The organism is Gordonia hydrophobica NBRC 16057, from assembly GCF_001592365.1.
In the GTDB taxonomy this organism is placed as follows: Bacteria; Actinomycetota; Actinomycetes; order Mycobacteriales; family Mycobacteriaceae; genus Gordonia; species Gordonia hydrophobica.
Genome location: NZ_BCWU01000003.1, coordinates 224,211 through 238,334 on the forward strand (window position 1 = coordinate 224,211; position 14,124 = coordinate 238,334).

Consider the following 14,124-nt stretch of genomic DNA (forward strand, 5'->3'; position numbering starts at 1 on the left):
AGCGTCGGTCCCATGGGCTTCTACTCCGATCGTGTTCTGCCCCGAATCATCGCGAAGACCTGCGGAATGCCCGCGATGAACCCGGTCCGGCAACGCGCCTGCGCACCGCTGGACGGAGCGGTCGTCGAGATCGGCTTCGGGTCCGGATTCAACGTCGGGCAGTATCCCGCCGCGGTCACCCGCATCGCCGCCGTGGAACCGAGCGAGGTCGGGTGGCGCCTCGGCGCGCAGCGGGTGGCGTCGTCGGCCGTCCCGGTCGAGCGGTCCGGGCTCGACGGCCAGCGGCTGCCGTTCCCCGACGACTCGTTCGATTCCGCCCTCTCCACCTTCACCCTGTGCACCATTCCCGACCTGCCTGCGGCGCTCGCCGAACTCCGCCGCGTCGTGAAACCGGGCGGTGTGTTCGCGTTCCTGGAGCACGGCAGTGCTCCCGATGCGGCGGTCCGTCGCTGGCAAGGACGGCTGGAGCCGATGCAGAAGCGTCTCGGCGGCGGCTGCCACCTCACGCGAGACATCGCCGCCCTCGTCGCCGACGCGGGATGGGAGATCACCGAACTCGACGCCTTCTACGGGCAGGTGCCGAAAACGTTCACCGCACTCACCGTGGGCGCCGCCCGGAATCCGTAGCGATCCGCTCTCGCCACCGCTCAAGACTTGCCAGTAGGGTCGATGCCATGAGTCGCGAATTGGACGTCGTCGTCTACGGAGCAACAGGTTTCGTCGGTGAGCTCACCGCGCAGTACCTCGCCGATCACGCCCCCGCCGGAACCCGAATCGGCCTCGGCGGGCGGTCGGAGACCAAGCTCGCCGCGGTCCGGCGACGGCTCGGCGACAAGGCGCGAGACTGGACCCTGATCGTCGCCGACTCCGACTCCCCCGCATCGCTCGACGCGATGTGCGCGCGCACGCAGGTGGTGTGCACCACGGTCGGTCCGTACCTGCGGTACGGCGAGAACCTGGTGATCGCTGCGGCCACTTCGGGCACCGACTACGTCGACCTGACCGGTGAGGTCCCGTTCGTGCGGTACTCGGTCGACAAGGCCGACGAGCTCGCCACCGCCTCCGGTGCGCGGATCGTGCACTCGTGCGGGTTCGATTCGGTCCCGTCCGATCTCGGCGCCTACCTGCTGTACCGCGCGATCACCGAGCACGGCGCGGGCGAGATGACCGACACCACGATGGTCGTCACCTCGTTGCGCGGCGGCATCTCGGGCGGCACCCTCGACTCGATCCGCGTGATCTCCGAGCAGGCGAAGGACTCCGAGACGCGCCGCCTGCTGCTGAACCCGCAGGCCCTGTCCGGCGGCTCCGGCGACACGCCCCGGGTCGGCATCAACTCCGAGCCCAGCGACATGAGCCCGGTGGATGCGAAGAAGGTCGACCCGAGCCTGCGTGGCACGCTCGCGCCGTTCTTCATGTCGTCGTACAACACGCGCGTGGTGCGCCGATCCAACTTTCTGCTCGACGGCGCGTACGGCGACGGCTTCCGGTACCAGGAGACGATGTCGGTGGGAGGTGTTCGCGGCCTGTCCGCGGTGCTTGCGGGCGTCGTCACGGTCGGAACGGGCGCATTCCTGGGCGCCATGAGCTTCGCGCCCACCCGCAAGATCCTGGATCTGGTGCTGCCGAAGCCCGGGACCGGGCCGAGCGAGAAGACCCGCGAGACCGGCAACTTCGTCACCCAGACCTTCACCACCACAACCAGCGGTCGCCGCTACCGTTCGCAGATGCGCGCCCACGGCGATCCGGGTTACAAGGCAACAGCCGTCATGCTCGGCGAGAGCGCCCTGGCCCTGGCACTGGATCGTGACCGCCTCCCCGCCCGCGCGGGCGTCCTCACCCCCGCCGTTGCGATGGGCGACGTCCTCATCGACCGCCTGCAGACCGCCGGTTTCGTGGTGGAGGCGCACGAACTGAAGTGACGCGGCACCGATGGCAACTTTCCCGGGTCTGGGTCCCGGGAAAGTCGCCATTGTTCTCCGGTCAAACGGCTCGGCGGAGTTCAATCGCTTCGATCAACTCCCGCATGCAGGCGTCCGGCTCGGTCACGAGCCGCGCCCAACTGAAGCTGAGCGGAAGCCACCCCATCAGTGCCAGCTGGTTGGCCTTCTGCTGATCCCGGTCCCACCGATCGTGGTACTTGTGGAACTTCCAGCCGTGGATCTCTACGCCGATCTGTTCCTGCTTCCACGCGAAGTCCAACCGGTACCCGCAGAACGGGACCTGCTGTGTCCAACCGTCGATTCGATGCTCGCGCAGCAGCTTCACGAACGCCCGTTCCGCCGCCGACTCCGACCGATCCTCGGCGGCCTCCAACAGCATGCGCGCTCGCCTCATCCCGAAGGAGCCGGCATTGCGTTCGAGGCTCCGCCGCAGGTCGATCAGGTGAACGCGACGCTCCTGCAGGGCGCGATCCATGATCGCGATTCCATCCTCACGCTCGGCCGCCACCTGCAGGATCGTCAGGGGAAGGTCGGTTACCGGCAGATCGCGCACCACGGTCAGATCCTCGGCGGGGAAGGTCCGACGCTTCGCCTCCGCGTCGAAAGCCAGTTGGAGTCGTGTCCGAGTCGACCTCGGCACCGACACGGTCAACGGGCTCGGCAAGTCATCGAGCACGCCGTGCCACCACGCGGCTGTCGTGCGGTCCGCGACACCACCGTGCGCGGCGACCGCGATCCGGACCTGCGCGGCTTCGGTCAGGTTGTGCTCCGCGGACAGGTAGACCGCCCGCGCCTCCGCCGTCCAGAGCCCGGTGTCGACGCGATGCCGAACACGATGCTCTGTCAACCCCAGGTCGCGTGCCTCCGCGGCGGTGACGACTCCATCGTGGTCCGCGATGTGGCGGGCCACGGCCAATTCTGGGCGACCGGCGCCCGTCTCACTGTGTCTCACATGAACTTGGACGCACCGGCTCCGCGCTCGGTTCCACGACACGCCGCACGAAGGCGACATTCCCGGGACTCAGCCCCGTGTTATGTCGCAGGACATCGATGGCAGTTCTGTGACAGGGCATTGGTGACAGGTCCCGCAATCGAACCGCGATCGCGGCGGCGCAAGACCACTCCGACCAAGGTGTTCGACGAGATCGCCGATCAGGCTGTTGACGTCCGCTTGGCCCTGGAATTGTCAGGTTTGGACTGCGGTCCGATCAGCTCATTCGAGAAGATGACCGCGATGGGTCTGCGCCCGCCCTCGGAGGCCTCGTTGGCCGTGTCATGCTCGCCAAGCCTTGGCCGCCGGACGGCGTCACTTACGTCGGCAACGGAGTCAAGCCCGGACGCCCCGGAACCAAAACCGTACTGTCACCGATGTCCTGACACAGAACTGTCACCGATATCCTGCGACATTCCCGGGACTCAGACCCGGGAATGTCGCCATCGTTCGCTGCTGATGCCGGCTTCTACGCCTGCCCTGGCTTCAACGCGATGAACAGGGCTTCCATCTCGGCGCAGAGGCGGTCGCCGTCGTACAGCGTGCCCCGGACGAAGTACTTGCGGCCTTCGAACCGCTCGACCCACGTGCGGATCGCGAGCGGCGTCTCCAGCGGGGTGAGGGATCGGTAGTGCACGGTCAGATAGCCGGTGCGCGCGACGCCGCCGAGTTTCAGTGCCGCCGCCATGCCGCCGAGGTCGTCGAAGGCGATGGCCACGTGACCGCCGTGGGCCACGCCGTTGCCGCCGAGGTGGAACCGCCGGAACGTCACGGTCGCTTCGACGCCCTCGGGACCGCCGTCGAGGATCTCGTACGGGGGCAGCGTGATGTTGCCTCGCGAGGGCAGGTCGATGCGGGTGCCGGACGGCGAGGTCCACTCGTCGACGAGCATCGTGTCGAGTTTCGCGTTCAACTTCTTGAGGTCGTCGATCACCTCATCGGCGAGGTCCGGAGTCGGTGAGGCGTACCGGACCTTGTCCATGAACGTCCGCACCTGCTCGACCATCTCGCCGTACGACTGCCCGCCGCGCTCGGTGGTCACATCGAATGAAGCCCGGAAACCGCCTGTGTGCTGTGCTGCGTCGTCAGTCTGCACGCTCTGCGCCTGCTCGGATGCACCCGTCATCGTCTCACCGTATCCCCCGCGGTCTGCGAGCCCGTCGGTCGGGCCGCTTCCTCCTCCCGACCGGCCAGCAAGAGATCGAGCTTCGTCTCCAAGCGGGCCAGCCGCTTCTCCGCGACGGACGGCCCGCCGCCAACCAGCAGATCCACGATCTGCCGCCCCACGTCGGAGGTGTTCACCGGACGCCCGGCATAGCGCTGTCCTCGCGCACTGTGCTCCAGCGTCCCGAAGATCATGTCGCGGGCCAGCGACGGCGGGAACGCCGCATCCAGATCGCCCGCAGCCTTCATCTCTTCGATGACGCCCGTGTACAGGCGCGTGTAGCGCCGGTTCGATTCGATCACCACGTGAGCGAGCTCGGTACCCGGGAACGCCTGGGCCGCGTGAATGTACGCCTGCACCAGATCCCATTTCTGCGCCATCATCGCGCACCAATCGGCGACCAGGCGGCGGAGCCGGTCGGTCGGCGTGCCGTCGCCCGCGATCGCCTCCTCTCCCTGTTCTTGCAGGAGGCGATAGAACTCGCGGGTGACGGCGGTGAGCAGCCCGAGCTTGCTGCTGTAGTGCAGAAAGACCGTGCCCTCGGAGACACCGGCGCGGCGCGCGATCTCCGCGGTCGTCGTCGACTGGAATCCCGATGCGGCAAAGCATTCGGCGGCGGCGGCGCGGACCGTGGCCCGCGTCCGCTCGCTCTTGGTGCCTGCGACGGGTCGCTCGCTCATGCCATCAGCGATGCAGGAAGTTGGGCTCGCGCTTCTCGGCGAACGCGCTCATGCCCTCGGTCTGATCGGCGGTGGCGAACAGCGAGTAGAAGAGGCTGCGCTCGGCGCGCACGCCCTCGGTGAGGCTCGACTCGAAGGCCCGGTTCACCGCCTCCTTGCCGTACGACGACGCGATGAACGACTTGCTCGCGATGGTCGCCGCGACCTCGCGGGCGGTGCTGACGACCTCCTCGGTCGGCACCACCCGAGAGACCAGACCGAGCTTCTCCGCCTCGTCGACCTTCATCTGACGGCCGGTCAGGATCAGGTCCATGGCCTTGGCCTTGCCGACCGCGCGCGTGAGTCGCTGCGAGCCGCCGATGCCCGGGATGACGCCGAGGTTGATCTCGGGCTGGCCGAAGCGGGCGTTCTCACCGGCGATGATGATGTCGCAGAGCATCGCGAGTTCGCAGCCGCCGCCGAGCGCATAGCCGGACACGGCGGCGATGATCGGTGTGCGGGCACGGGTGAGCTCGTCCCAGGCGACGAAGAACTGTTCGGTGACGACGTCGGCGAAGTCCTTCTCCTGCATCTCCTTGATGTCGGCGCCGGCGGCGAACGCCTTCTCCGAACCGGTGATGACGATGGCACCGATGCCGGGGTCGGCGTCGAAGGCACGCACTGCGCCCACGACCTCGCCCATGAGTTCGGTGTTGAGGGCGTTGAGCGCCTTGGGCCGGTTGAGGGTGATGACGGCGACGCGACCGTCGGTCTCGGTGAGGATGGTCTGGAAGTCGGTCATGAGAATCTCCGTTCGATCAGGGTTCGACGATGGTCAGTTCGAGGTCTGCGGGCAACGGTGCGAAGAAGGCGTCGACGTCTGCGGTGGTGACGGCGTCGATCTCGGCGGGCTGCCATGTCGGGTTGCGGTCCTTGTCGATGACCTGGGCCCGAATGCCCTCGGCCATGTCGTGTCCGCGGACGCAGCGCAGTGAGACGCGGTACTCGCGGTGCAGCGCTTCGTCGAGGGTCGGCAGCGGTGCGCGGAGCGCGCGCAGCGTGACGGCGAGCGTCGTCGGGCTCTTGGCACGCAGCGTCGATGCGGCTTTGTCCGCTGCGGCCTTGTTCGGGGACGAGGCGTCGACGGCCTCGCAGCGCGCCACGATCTCGGCGACGCTGTCGGCGTCGAACGCCTCGCGAATCCAGTCGCGCTGGGCGAACAGGTCCGATTCCGGCGGAGTCTGCGCATACTGCGCGATCGCCTCGTCGACCGAGGTGGAGGCGATGGCGGCGACGAACGCGTCGAGGTCGGCCGACGGCACGTAGTGGTCGGCGACGCCCAGTGCGACGGCATCGGCACCGTTGATGGAGCCGGCGGTCAGCCCGAGGTAGACACCGAGGTTGTCGGGGATCTGCGAGAGCAGGTGGGTGCCGCCGACGTCGGGCACGAAGCCGATGCCGGTCTCCGGCATCGCCAGTCGCGTCTTGTCGGTGACGACGCGCGTGTTGGCGTGCGCGGAGACGCCGACCCCGCCGCCCATCACGATCCCGTCCATCAGGGCCACGTAGGGCTTGGGGTACTTGGCGATCTCGGAGTTCAACTGGTACTCCTCGCGCCAGAACACCGCAGACGGGCAGGCCGCCGCGGCGGCATCGTCCGCGCCCGCCTCCGACAACGCCTTGGCGTCGCGGTGGATCGAGACGATGTCGCCGCCGGCGCACAGCCCGCGTTCTCCCGCGCCCGACAGCACGACCGCGGTGATCGCGTCGTCGTTGCGCCACGCGCGCAGGGCTGCGGACATGAGGTCGACCATCTCGTCGTTCAGAGCGTTGATCGCCTTGGGGCGGTTGAGCACCAGTCGCCCCACCCCGCCGTCGACCGACACCACGACCGGCTGTTCTGTCACTGCACTTCCTTACGTTCGCCGACTAGTTCAAAGAATTGAGGACTACTCAGTTTTCGAAGTTAGCAGTTGAACACGAGCAATAGAAGGCCAGTTACACACCAGTGGGCGAAGATTGAGCGCCACTACACCATCCGTTGCACGACCCGGGGAGCGGTGACGGATCACCGTGCGGGAGCCGCCCGCGCCGGCGTGCCAACTACGCTCGAGGTCATGACCTCCGACAGCACGCCCTTCGACGCCTCGCAGTGGAAGCCGGTCCCCGGCTTCGACGGCCTCACCGACATCACCTACCACCGTCACGCCGGGGAGGGGCGGGCGAACGGCATCGTCCGCATCGCCTTCGACCGTCCCGAGGTCCGCAATGCCTTCCGCCCGCACACGGTCGACGAGTTGTACCGCACCTTCGACCACGCGCGTCGCTCCCCCGACGTCGGCACCGTGCTGCTGACCGGCAACGGCCCGTCACCGAAGGACGGCGGCTGGGCGTTCTGCAGCGGCGGCGATCAACGGATCCGCGGACGCAGCGGTTACCAGTACGCCACCAGCCACGACTCGAACGTCGAGGATGCGACGGTCGACGGAGTGGACGAGGCACGGGTGAAGGCCGAAGGCGGCCGCCTGCACATCCTCGAGGTGCAGCGCCTGATCCGCACCATGCCCAAGGTGGTGATCGCCGTCGTGAACGGCTGGGCGGCGGGCGGCGGACATTCGCTGCACGCGGTCTCCGATCTCACGCTGGCCTCACGCGAGCACGCCCGATTCAAGCAGACCGACGCCGACGTCGGCAGCTTCGATGCGGGCTACGGCAGCGCCTACTTGGCCAAGCAGGTGGGGCAGAAGTTCGCGCGCGAGATCTTCTTCCTCGGTGAGGCCTACGACGCCGAGACCATGTACCACATGGGCGCCGTGAACCGCGTCGTCGATCACGCCGAACTGGAGAACACGGCCGTGGAGTGGGCCCGCAAGATCAACTCCAAGTCGCCGACCGCGCAGCGCATGCTGAAGTTCGCCTTCAACCTGACCGACGACGGACTGATGGGCCAGCAGGTGTTCGCAGGCGAGGCGACCCGACTGGCCTACATGACCGACGAGGCCGTCGAAGGACGCGACGCCTTCCTGGAGAAGCGCGATCCCGACTGGGACCGCTTCCCGTATTACTACTAATAGTCCTGATCAGCCGATCAGCTCGGCGAGCGTCCGCATGTCCTCGACGCGCTCAGCGTGCGTCGAGGCGGCGGGCGCTGCCAGCAGGACGCCGACGCCGCTCTCCCGGAAGCGTTCCACCTGCTCGGCGACGGCGGCGCGGGGACCGATCAGGCTGATCGCGTCGATCAGTTCCTGCGGTACCGCCGCGGCCGCCTCCTGCTTCTTGCCGTCGAGGTACAGGTCCTGGATCAGCTTGGCCTCGTCGACGTAGCCGTAGCGCTGCACCAGCGAGTTGTAGAAGTTCTTTCCGCGCGCGCCCATGCCGCCGATGTACAGCGCAGTGACGTGCCGGACGGCGGCCTGCGCACCCGCGATCAGTTCGGGATCCTCGGTGATCAGCGTGCTGGCCTGGATGACGATGCGCAGGTCGGGCAGCGACGGATCGCGCTTGGCCCGGCCTTCGGCGAGCGCCTCGCCGAAGGCCGCCTCGACGTGATCGGGGTGGTACAGGAACGGCTGCAGCTCCTCGAACAGTTCGGCGGCGAGCGCAACGTTCTTGGGCCCGATCGCCGCGAGCAGCATCGGGATCCGGTCGCGGACCGGGTGGTTGATGATCTTGAGCGCCTTGCCGAGACCGCTGCCGCCGTCGTCCTTGGTGAGCGGGAGTTGGTAGTGCTTGCCGCGGTATTCGACCGGCTGCTCACGACGCCACACCTGTCGGCAGATCTCGGCGTTCTCGCGGGCGCGGCCGAGCGGGAAGTCGTACTTCACGCCGTGGAAGCCCTCGATCACCTGCGGGCCGGACGCCCCGATGCCGAGAACAGCGCGGCCGCCGCTCACGTAATCGAGTCCGGCCGCCGTCATCGCGAGGTTGGTGGGGGTGCGCGAGTACATCGGCAGGATCCCGGTCTGCAGCTCCATGGTGTCGGTGCGCGCTGCGATGTAACCGAGCTGACTGACCGCGTCGAAGCTGTACGCCTCGGCGACGGCGACCCGCCGAACACCCACGCCCTCGAAGTCCCGAAGGTGATCGATGGTCTCGCGGAAATCGCCCGCATAGTTGATCGGCATGCCCAGCGTCATCGGCGTCATGGGCCGATTCTGGCACATCACTCCGACCTCGTCTCAGCGGCCACCGTTTGATGTCCACGACACGTTTCCGCGAGCTGATTCACCTGAGGTTCACCTTCATGTCACATTTCCACTCAACCGAACGGGCAACACGTGGTGTCCGCCTCTCCACCAACTGGTGAACTTTCCGTTAACGCGCCTGAACTGCCCTAAAACCTGCAGGTCAGGGTAATAATGGAGAGGTTGCATCGAGTTGACGGCCCCCACGGATCCGGCGTCATAGTTATCGCATGACCGCAGAGATGCTCATCCTGATATTGCTGATCGTCACAGCATTAGGCTTCGACTTCACCAATGGCTTCCACGACACCGGCAATGCCATGGCGACGTCGATCGCGACCGGCGCGCTGAAGCCGAAGGTCGCCGTCGGCCTGTCCGCCATCCTCAACCTCGTCGGCGCCTTCCTCTCCGTCGAAGTGGCCGCGACGATCACCAAGGACGTCCTCAAGATTCAGCAGACGTCGGGTGAGGCGACCGGATCGCTCGTCGAAGGGCTCGACGCCAACAAGGCGTTGATCATCATCTTCGCGGGTCTGATCGGCGCGATCCTGTGGAATCTCTTCACCTGGCTCTTCGGCCTGCCGTCGAGCTCGTCGCACGCCCTGTTCGGCGGACTGATCGGCTCGGGTCTGGCCGCCATCGGCTCGTCGGGCATCAACTGGCACGGCATCCTCGGCAAGATCATCGTTCCCGCACTCTTCGCTCCGGTCATCGCCTGCGTCGTCGCCGCGTTCGGCACTCTGCTCATCTACTCGATCACCAACGGCATGTCCGATCGCAAGAAGGAGAAGGGCTTCCGAAACGGTCAGGTCGCCTCGGCTTCGCTGGTCTCGCTCGCACACGGCACCGGTGACGCACAGAAGACGATGGGTGTCATCGCCCTGGCACTGATCGCCACGGGTCACCTCGACTCGGCCAGCGTTGCGCACGGTCTGCCGTTCTGGGTGGTCCTCACCTGTGCCAGCGCCATCGCACTCGGCACCTGGCTCGGCGGGTGGCGCATCATCCGCACCCTCGGCAAGGGTCTGGTCGAGATCAAGGCGCCGCAGGGCATGGCCGCCGAGGCCTCGTCGGCCGCGATCATCCTGACCTCGTCGGTCGCCGGTATGGCACTGTCCACCACGCACGTCGCCACCGGTTCGATCCTCGGCACCGGCCTCGGCAAGAAGGGCGCAGAGGTCCGCTGGGGCGTCGCAGGCCGCATGGCCATCGCCTGGATCACCACGTTGCCCGCCGCTGCACTCGTCGGCGCCCTCTGCTTCTGGCTGGCGAACCTCATCGGAGGCGCCCCGGGCGCCATCGTGATCTTCCTGATCCTGGCCGCGCTCTCCGGTTACATGTACTACCGCGCGCAGCAGCAGAAGATCGACCACAGCAACGTCAACGCCGAATGGGAAGAGGGCAACAGCCCGATCCCGACCGCCGACCCCGCCGCTCAGGCCTGATTCGCACCAGCGAAGGGACACCACATCATGGACATCGCCGCTTCTATCACCAAAGTCCTCGCCGTCGGCCTCATCCTCGGCGCAGGCCTGCCCGCACTGTTCGCTATCGGCATGCGTCTGGAGGCCATCGGGCACGGCGATCTCGGGAGGCCGGCCAACCCCGTCTACCGCGTACTCGGGTACGCGATCTTCGGGCTGACCCTCCTGGTTATTCTGGTCGGCATCCTGTGGGTCACCCGGCAGACGCTCTCCTACTACTTCGATCTCCGGATCTTCCCCGACTTCGCTTACAAGTAGGGACCTGCGGATACCCCGTACCGGCTCTGAAAGGCACCGAGAAACATGGCACCATCGCTGTTCGACAACGTCGTCAACTGGATTCGCGACGGCTACCCGGAAGGCATCCCCGCCTCCGATTACCCGCCGCTGCTGGCCCTGCTGACTCCCCTTCTGTCCGAATCCGAGATCACCGACGTCGTGCTGGGCCTGGCCCTGGAGCACGGCGCCGAGTCCCCTGCCACTCCCGATCGCATCCGCGATGCGATCCATGCGGTCACCGAGCAGGCTCCGTCCGAGCAAGAGATCCGGCAGGTCGCCGCACGTCTGGCCGCTGCGGGCTGGCCGTTGAGCGACCACGTCGCGGCCTCCGAGTAGGTCGAGGCGGTGGATCGTTCCACGTTCTTGAGCGGGGTGGTTCGCTGGCTGCGTGCCGGCTACCCCGAAGGAGTTCCGCGTGGTGACTATCTTCCCCTCTTCGCCCTGCTGCGCAGGCAACTGACCGACGAGGAGATCGGTCGCGTGGCGACCGAACTGGTCGAGTCCTCGGACCGCGACCCGATCGACCGCATCGACGTCGGCGTCGAGATCTCGAAGGTCACCCAGGAACTGCCCCGTCAGGAGGACATCGACCGGGTGCGGACTACGTTGGAGGCGGCGAAGTGGCCGTTCGACGACGAGCCGCTGGCCCCGAAGCCCGAACCTCCCGAGGAGTGACTCTGCGAGTCCTACGACCGCTGGAACTGCCCGCGAATCCCGCCGTGCTGAATGCACGGCGGGATTTGTCGGCTCTACTCGACGGCACGGCCGCGTATCTCCCGCTCCCTGCGGGCGACGACGCCGAGGTGCGACGGCTGTCGACCGCGCTCTCCCTGGGCGAACCGATCGACGACGACGCCGCACTGGTGGTCTCCACCTCGGGCACCACGGGGACGCCGAAGGGCGCGATCCACACCGCGGCGTCGTTGCGCGCGTCCATCGATGCGACGGCGGCGGTGCTCGGCGGCCCCGGCAGTTGGCTGCTCGCGATGCCGCCCCATCACATCGCGGGTCTTCAGGTGATGCTGCGGTCGCTGGCCGCAGGCTACGATCCGGTTGTTCTCGACCTCGCCGCGGGCTTCGACCCCGCCGCGCTCCCCGCGCTCCTCGACTCGATGCCCGGGGACCGCCGGTACACCTCACTGGTGCCGGTCCAGCTCCGCAAGGCGCTCGACGATCCACGGGCCACGGCGGCGCTCGCCGAGGTGGACGCGATCCTGGTCGGCGGCGCTGCGACGGGTCCGGCGCTGGCTGCGCGCGCCCTCGGCGCCGGGCTCCCGATCGTCAGGACCTACGGAATGAGCGAGACGGCGGGCGGCTGCGTCTACGACGGCGTGCCCCTGCCCGCCGCGCAGATGCGGATCGCAGAACCGAACGCCGACGGCGTGGGGCGCGTTGTCTTGGGCGGTGCCACGCTGGCCAAGGGCTATCGCAATCTGCCCGACCATCCGGCGTTCGCCGAACCGGGCTGGTTCCTGACCGACGATCTCGGTGCCGTCGACGACGGCGTGCTGCAAATCGTCGGCCGCGCCGACGAGGCGATCTCGACCGGCGGACTCACCGTGGTGCCGCAGGTCGTCGAAGCGGTGATCGGCGACCTCCCGGGGGTCGCGGAGTGCGCCGTGCTGGGACTGCCGGACGACCGCCTCGGGGAGCGCGTCGTCGCCGCGATCGTCCCGCAAGCAGGCGAAACCGCGCCCGACGCCGCCACCGTCCGCGCAGCGGTCACCGATCGCCTCGACCGCTACGCCGCCCCGCGCGAGGTCTTCGTCCTCGGCGCACTGCCGCGACGAGGACCCGGCAAAGTGGATCGCCGGGCCCTCAGAGAATCGCTGCGCTGACTGATCAGGCGGCGTCGTCGACGACGGTGTCGTCAGCCTCCGGAACCTCGTTCACCTCGGGCTCGTCGTTCACCTGCGGCTCGTCGTTCGCGACGGGTTCCTGATTCACGTCAGGCCCATCGTCCGCTGCCGGCTCATCGTCCGCTGCCGGCTCATCGTTCACGACCGGCGTCAGCGAGACCGGAGTCTGGTCGACGTCGTCGACCTCCGGCTGCGCCGCATGCCTCGGACCGTTCGACGGCGTGCCGCCGACGAGCGGCTGGGCTTCCGCGGGCTGTCCGGTCGTCGGATCGATCAACTGATGCTTCGGCTGGTGCACCGTCTGCACGCCGGCATCGGTGCCGGTGGGCTCGCCGCCCGCGACCTTCGACGCGTCGGGCGTGAGGTCGACCTCCTTGACCTTCACCGACGGATCGGCGTTGTCGGCGGTGATCTCCTGCGTCGGGTAGAAGGCCTCCGCGGCGCGGTCCCACTCCTCGAGCTGCGCCTGCGACACGGGGACGCCGAGCGCCTCGAGGATCAGGGCGTTCAGCAGCGCGAGCGGGTGGTACGTGTCGTAGATCTCGTACGTGCTGTTGCCGTCCTCGCTCTGCAGCGTTCGGACGTGATCGAGATTGTCCAGCCGGGCATAGGTGTACTTTCCGCTGCCGGAATGAATGGTGATGAAACCTGCCGCATTGACGAGCAGCGATGACAGCGGACGCGTCGGATCCCACTGGGTGTGAGCGACCGGGTCGCCCTGCACGATCACGTGGACGACCTTCGCATCGCCGGTCTTGCCCGGGTCACGGGCGCCGTCGTTGCTCACGCCGATGAGCGACAGCAGCGGTCCGGCGAACGGTGTGCGGCTCAGCGCCGACTTCAGTCCCCACGGCCCGCGGGGATCGGAGACCAGGACGATCGTGGAATCGGGTCCGAGCAGCCCGTCCTGGACCGCTTGCTCGACGGCGTTGCCGAGCGCCTCGGATCCCTGAGAGAACCCGGTGTAGACGACCACCCGATCCGCGCCCTTCAGCGCCTCCATGACGGTCAGCGAGTTCGCGGTGGCGATGTCACGGGACTGGTTGTACGTCGGAGCGAGGAAGGGCAGCGCTCCGGACTTGCCGGAGACGAACGGCCAGAGCGATTCCGGATAGTTCACGATCACCGAGTCGCGACCGGCGATCAGACCGTCGATCCGCGGCGACCGATCGTCGTCGGTGCCCGGAACCACCACGACCAACGTGTCGTCGTCGACGCCGGGGGCAAAATTGCCGAGCACATCGTGCTCCGACGAAACTGCCGGGCCGGTCGACGCGACACCGTCGTCGAAGGTCACCGCGGCAGCCGGTCCGACCGCCAGCGGCGCAGCCATTCCGAGACAGATTCCGCACGCAGCAGCCGACGTCGCAAATTTGCGCTTCACGTTTCTTGCTCTCCCCTGAGATCGTCACACGCCCATACCCTGTGAACAGGCATGATGCTCCATACAGATATCAATACAATCAACAAGGGGAGTCCGCAACCAGTCCCGAATGCGGTGACACCCGATCGGATGACACCAGCGCAAGGACGCCAAATCGGCGGCGGCGGGCGCTGCAC

15 protein-coding genes are annotated in these 14,124 nt (G+C 67.4%); 8 read left to right on the forward strand and 7 right to left on the reverse strand.

Annotated features, from left to right (window positions below; genetic code table 11):
* Positions 1–12: 12 nt before the first annotated feature.
* Together GH2_RS06885 and GH2_RS06890 are read left to right on the forward strand one after the other, a co-directional pair.
* A complete protein-coding gene (locus tag GH2_RS06885; protein WP_066164931.1) occupies positions 13–627 on the forward strand; it encodes a class I SAM-dependent methyltransferase in 615 nt (204 codons plus the stop codon).
* A gap of 47 nt (positions 628–674) precedes the next feature.
* On the forward strand, positions 675–1,922 hold the full coding sequence (locus GH2_RS06890; protein WP_066164934.1) for a saccharopine dehydrogenase family protein: 1,248 nt from the start codon (positions 675–677) through the stop codon (positions 1,920–1,922).
* Positions 1,923–1,983: 61 nt separating this feature from the next.
* Here GH2_RS06890 and GH2_RS06895 read toward each other — a convergent pair whose 3' ends face one another.
* The 5 genes from GH2_RS06895 to GH2_RS06915 form a co-directional block, all read right to left on the reverse strand.
* Entirely contained in the window at positions 1,984–2,853 is an 870-nt protein-coding gene (locus tag GH2_RS06895) for a DUF559 domain-containing protein (RefSeq protein ID WP_066164937.1), read from the reverse strand.
* Positions 2,854–3,403: 550 nt separating this feature from the next.
* Complete coding sequence (locus tag GH2_RS06900; protein ID WP_066164940.1) at positions 3,404–4,060, reverse strand: PaaI family thioesterase; 657 nt, start codon at positions 4,058–4,060, stop codon at positions 3,404–3,406.
* Entirely contained in the window at positions 4,057–4,779 is a 723-nt protein-coding gene (locus GH2_RS06905; RefSeq protein WP_066164944.1) for a TetR/AcrR family transcriptional regulator, read from the reverse strand. Before GH2_RS06905 ends, GH2_RS06900 begins: the two co-directional genes overlap by 4 nt.
* Before the next feature lie 4 nt (positions 4,780–4,783).
* Positions 4,784–5,560, reverse strand: coding sequence for an enoyl-CoA hydratase (locus tag GH2_RS06910; RefSeq protein ID WP_066164948.1), 777 nt, complete (start codon positions 5,558–5,560; stop codon positions 4,784–4,786).
* 16 nt (positions 5,561–5,576) lie between these two features.
* A complete protein-coding gene (locus tag GH2_RS06915) occupies positions 5,577–6,665 on the reverse strand; it encodes an enoyl-CoA hydratase/isomerase family protein (RefSeq protein WP_066164951.1) in 1,089 nt (362 codons plus the stop codon).
* 210 nt (positions 6,666–6,875) lie between these two features.
* On the opposite strand from GH2_RS06915, the gene GH2_RS06920 reads away from it, so the two are divergent.
* A complete protein-coding gene (locus GH2_RS06920; RefSeq protein ID WP_066164954.1) occupies positions 6,876–7,829 on the forward strand; it encodes a 1,4-dihydroxy-2-naphthoyl-CoA synthase in 954 nt (317 codons plus the stop codon).
* 9 nt (positions 7,830–7,838) lie between these two features.
* Here GH2_RS06920 and GH2_RS06925 read toward each other — a convergent pair whose 3' ends face one another.
* A complete protein-coding gene (locus tag GH2_RS06925; RefSeq protein WP_066164957.1) occupies positions 7,839–8,903 on the reverse strand; it encodes an LLM class F420-dependent oxidoreductase in 1,065 nt (354 codons plus the stop codon).
* Positions 8,904–9,172: 269 nt separating this feature from the next.
* Between GH2_RS06925 and GH2_RS06930 the strand changes: the two genes are divergently transcribed.
* From GH2_RS06930 to menE, 5 genes are read left to right on the forward strand one after another with little or no spacing between them, the layout of a single operon-like run.
* The gene (locus tag GH2_RS06930; protein WP_066164962.1) at positions 9,173–10,387 is read left to right on the forward strand and encodes an inorganic phosphate transporter; all 1,215 of its coding nucleotides are present in this window, start codon (positions 9,173–9,175) and stop codon (positions 10,385–10,387) included.
* 27 nt (positions 10,388–10,414) lie between these two features.
* A complete protein-coding gene (locus tag GH2_RS06935) occupies positions 10,415–10,684 on the forward strand; it encodes a hypothetical protein (protein ID WP_066164965.1) in 270 nt (89 codons plus the stop codon).
* Between the two features lie 45 nt (positions 10,685–10,729).
* The gene (locus GH2_RS06940) at positions 10,730–11,041 is read left to right on the forward strand and encodes a DUF3349 domain-containing protein (RefSeq protein ID WP_066164968.1); all 312 of its coding nucleotides are present in this window, start codon (positions 10,730–10,732) and stop codon (positions 11,039–11,041) included.
* A gap of 9 nt (positions 11,042–11,050) precedes the next feature.
* Positions 11,051–11,380 (forward strand): DUF3349 domain-containing protein, encoded by a 330-nt coding sequence (locus tag GH2_RS06945; RefSeq protein WP_066164971.1) that lies wholly within the window; start codon positions 11,051–11,053, stop codon positions 11,378–11,380.
* Between the two features lie 2 nt (positions 11,381–11,382).
* Positions 11,383–12,543 (forward strand): o-succinylbenzoate--CoA ligase, encoded by a 1,161-nt coding sequence (gene menE / locus GH2_RS06950; protein WP_066165484.1) that lies wholly within the window; start codon positions 11,383–11,385, stop codon positions 12,541–12,543.
* Between the two features lie 4 nt (positions 12,544–12,547).
* Here the strand turns inward: menE and GH2_RS06955 are convergent, their stop codons facing one another.
* Positions 12,548–13,897, reverse strand: coding sequence for a PE-PPE domain-containing protein (locus tag GH2_RS06955; protein ID WP_157086027.1), 1,350 nt, complete (start codon positions 13,895–13,897; stop codon positions 12,548–12,550).
* Positions 13,898–14,124 lie beyond the last annotated feature (227 nt).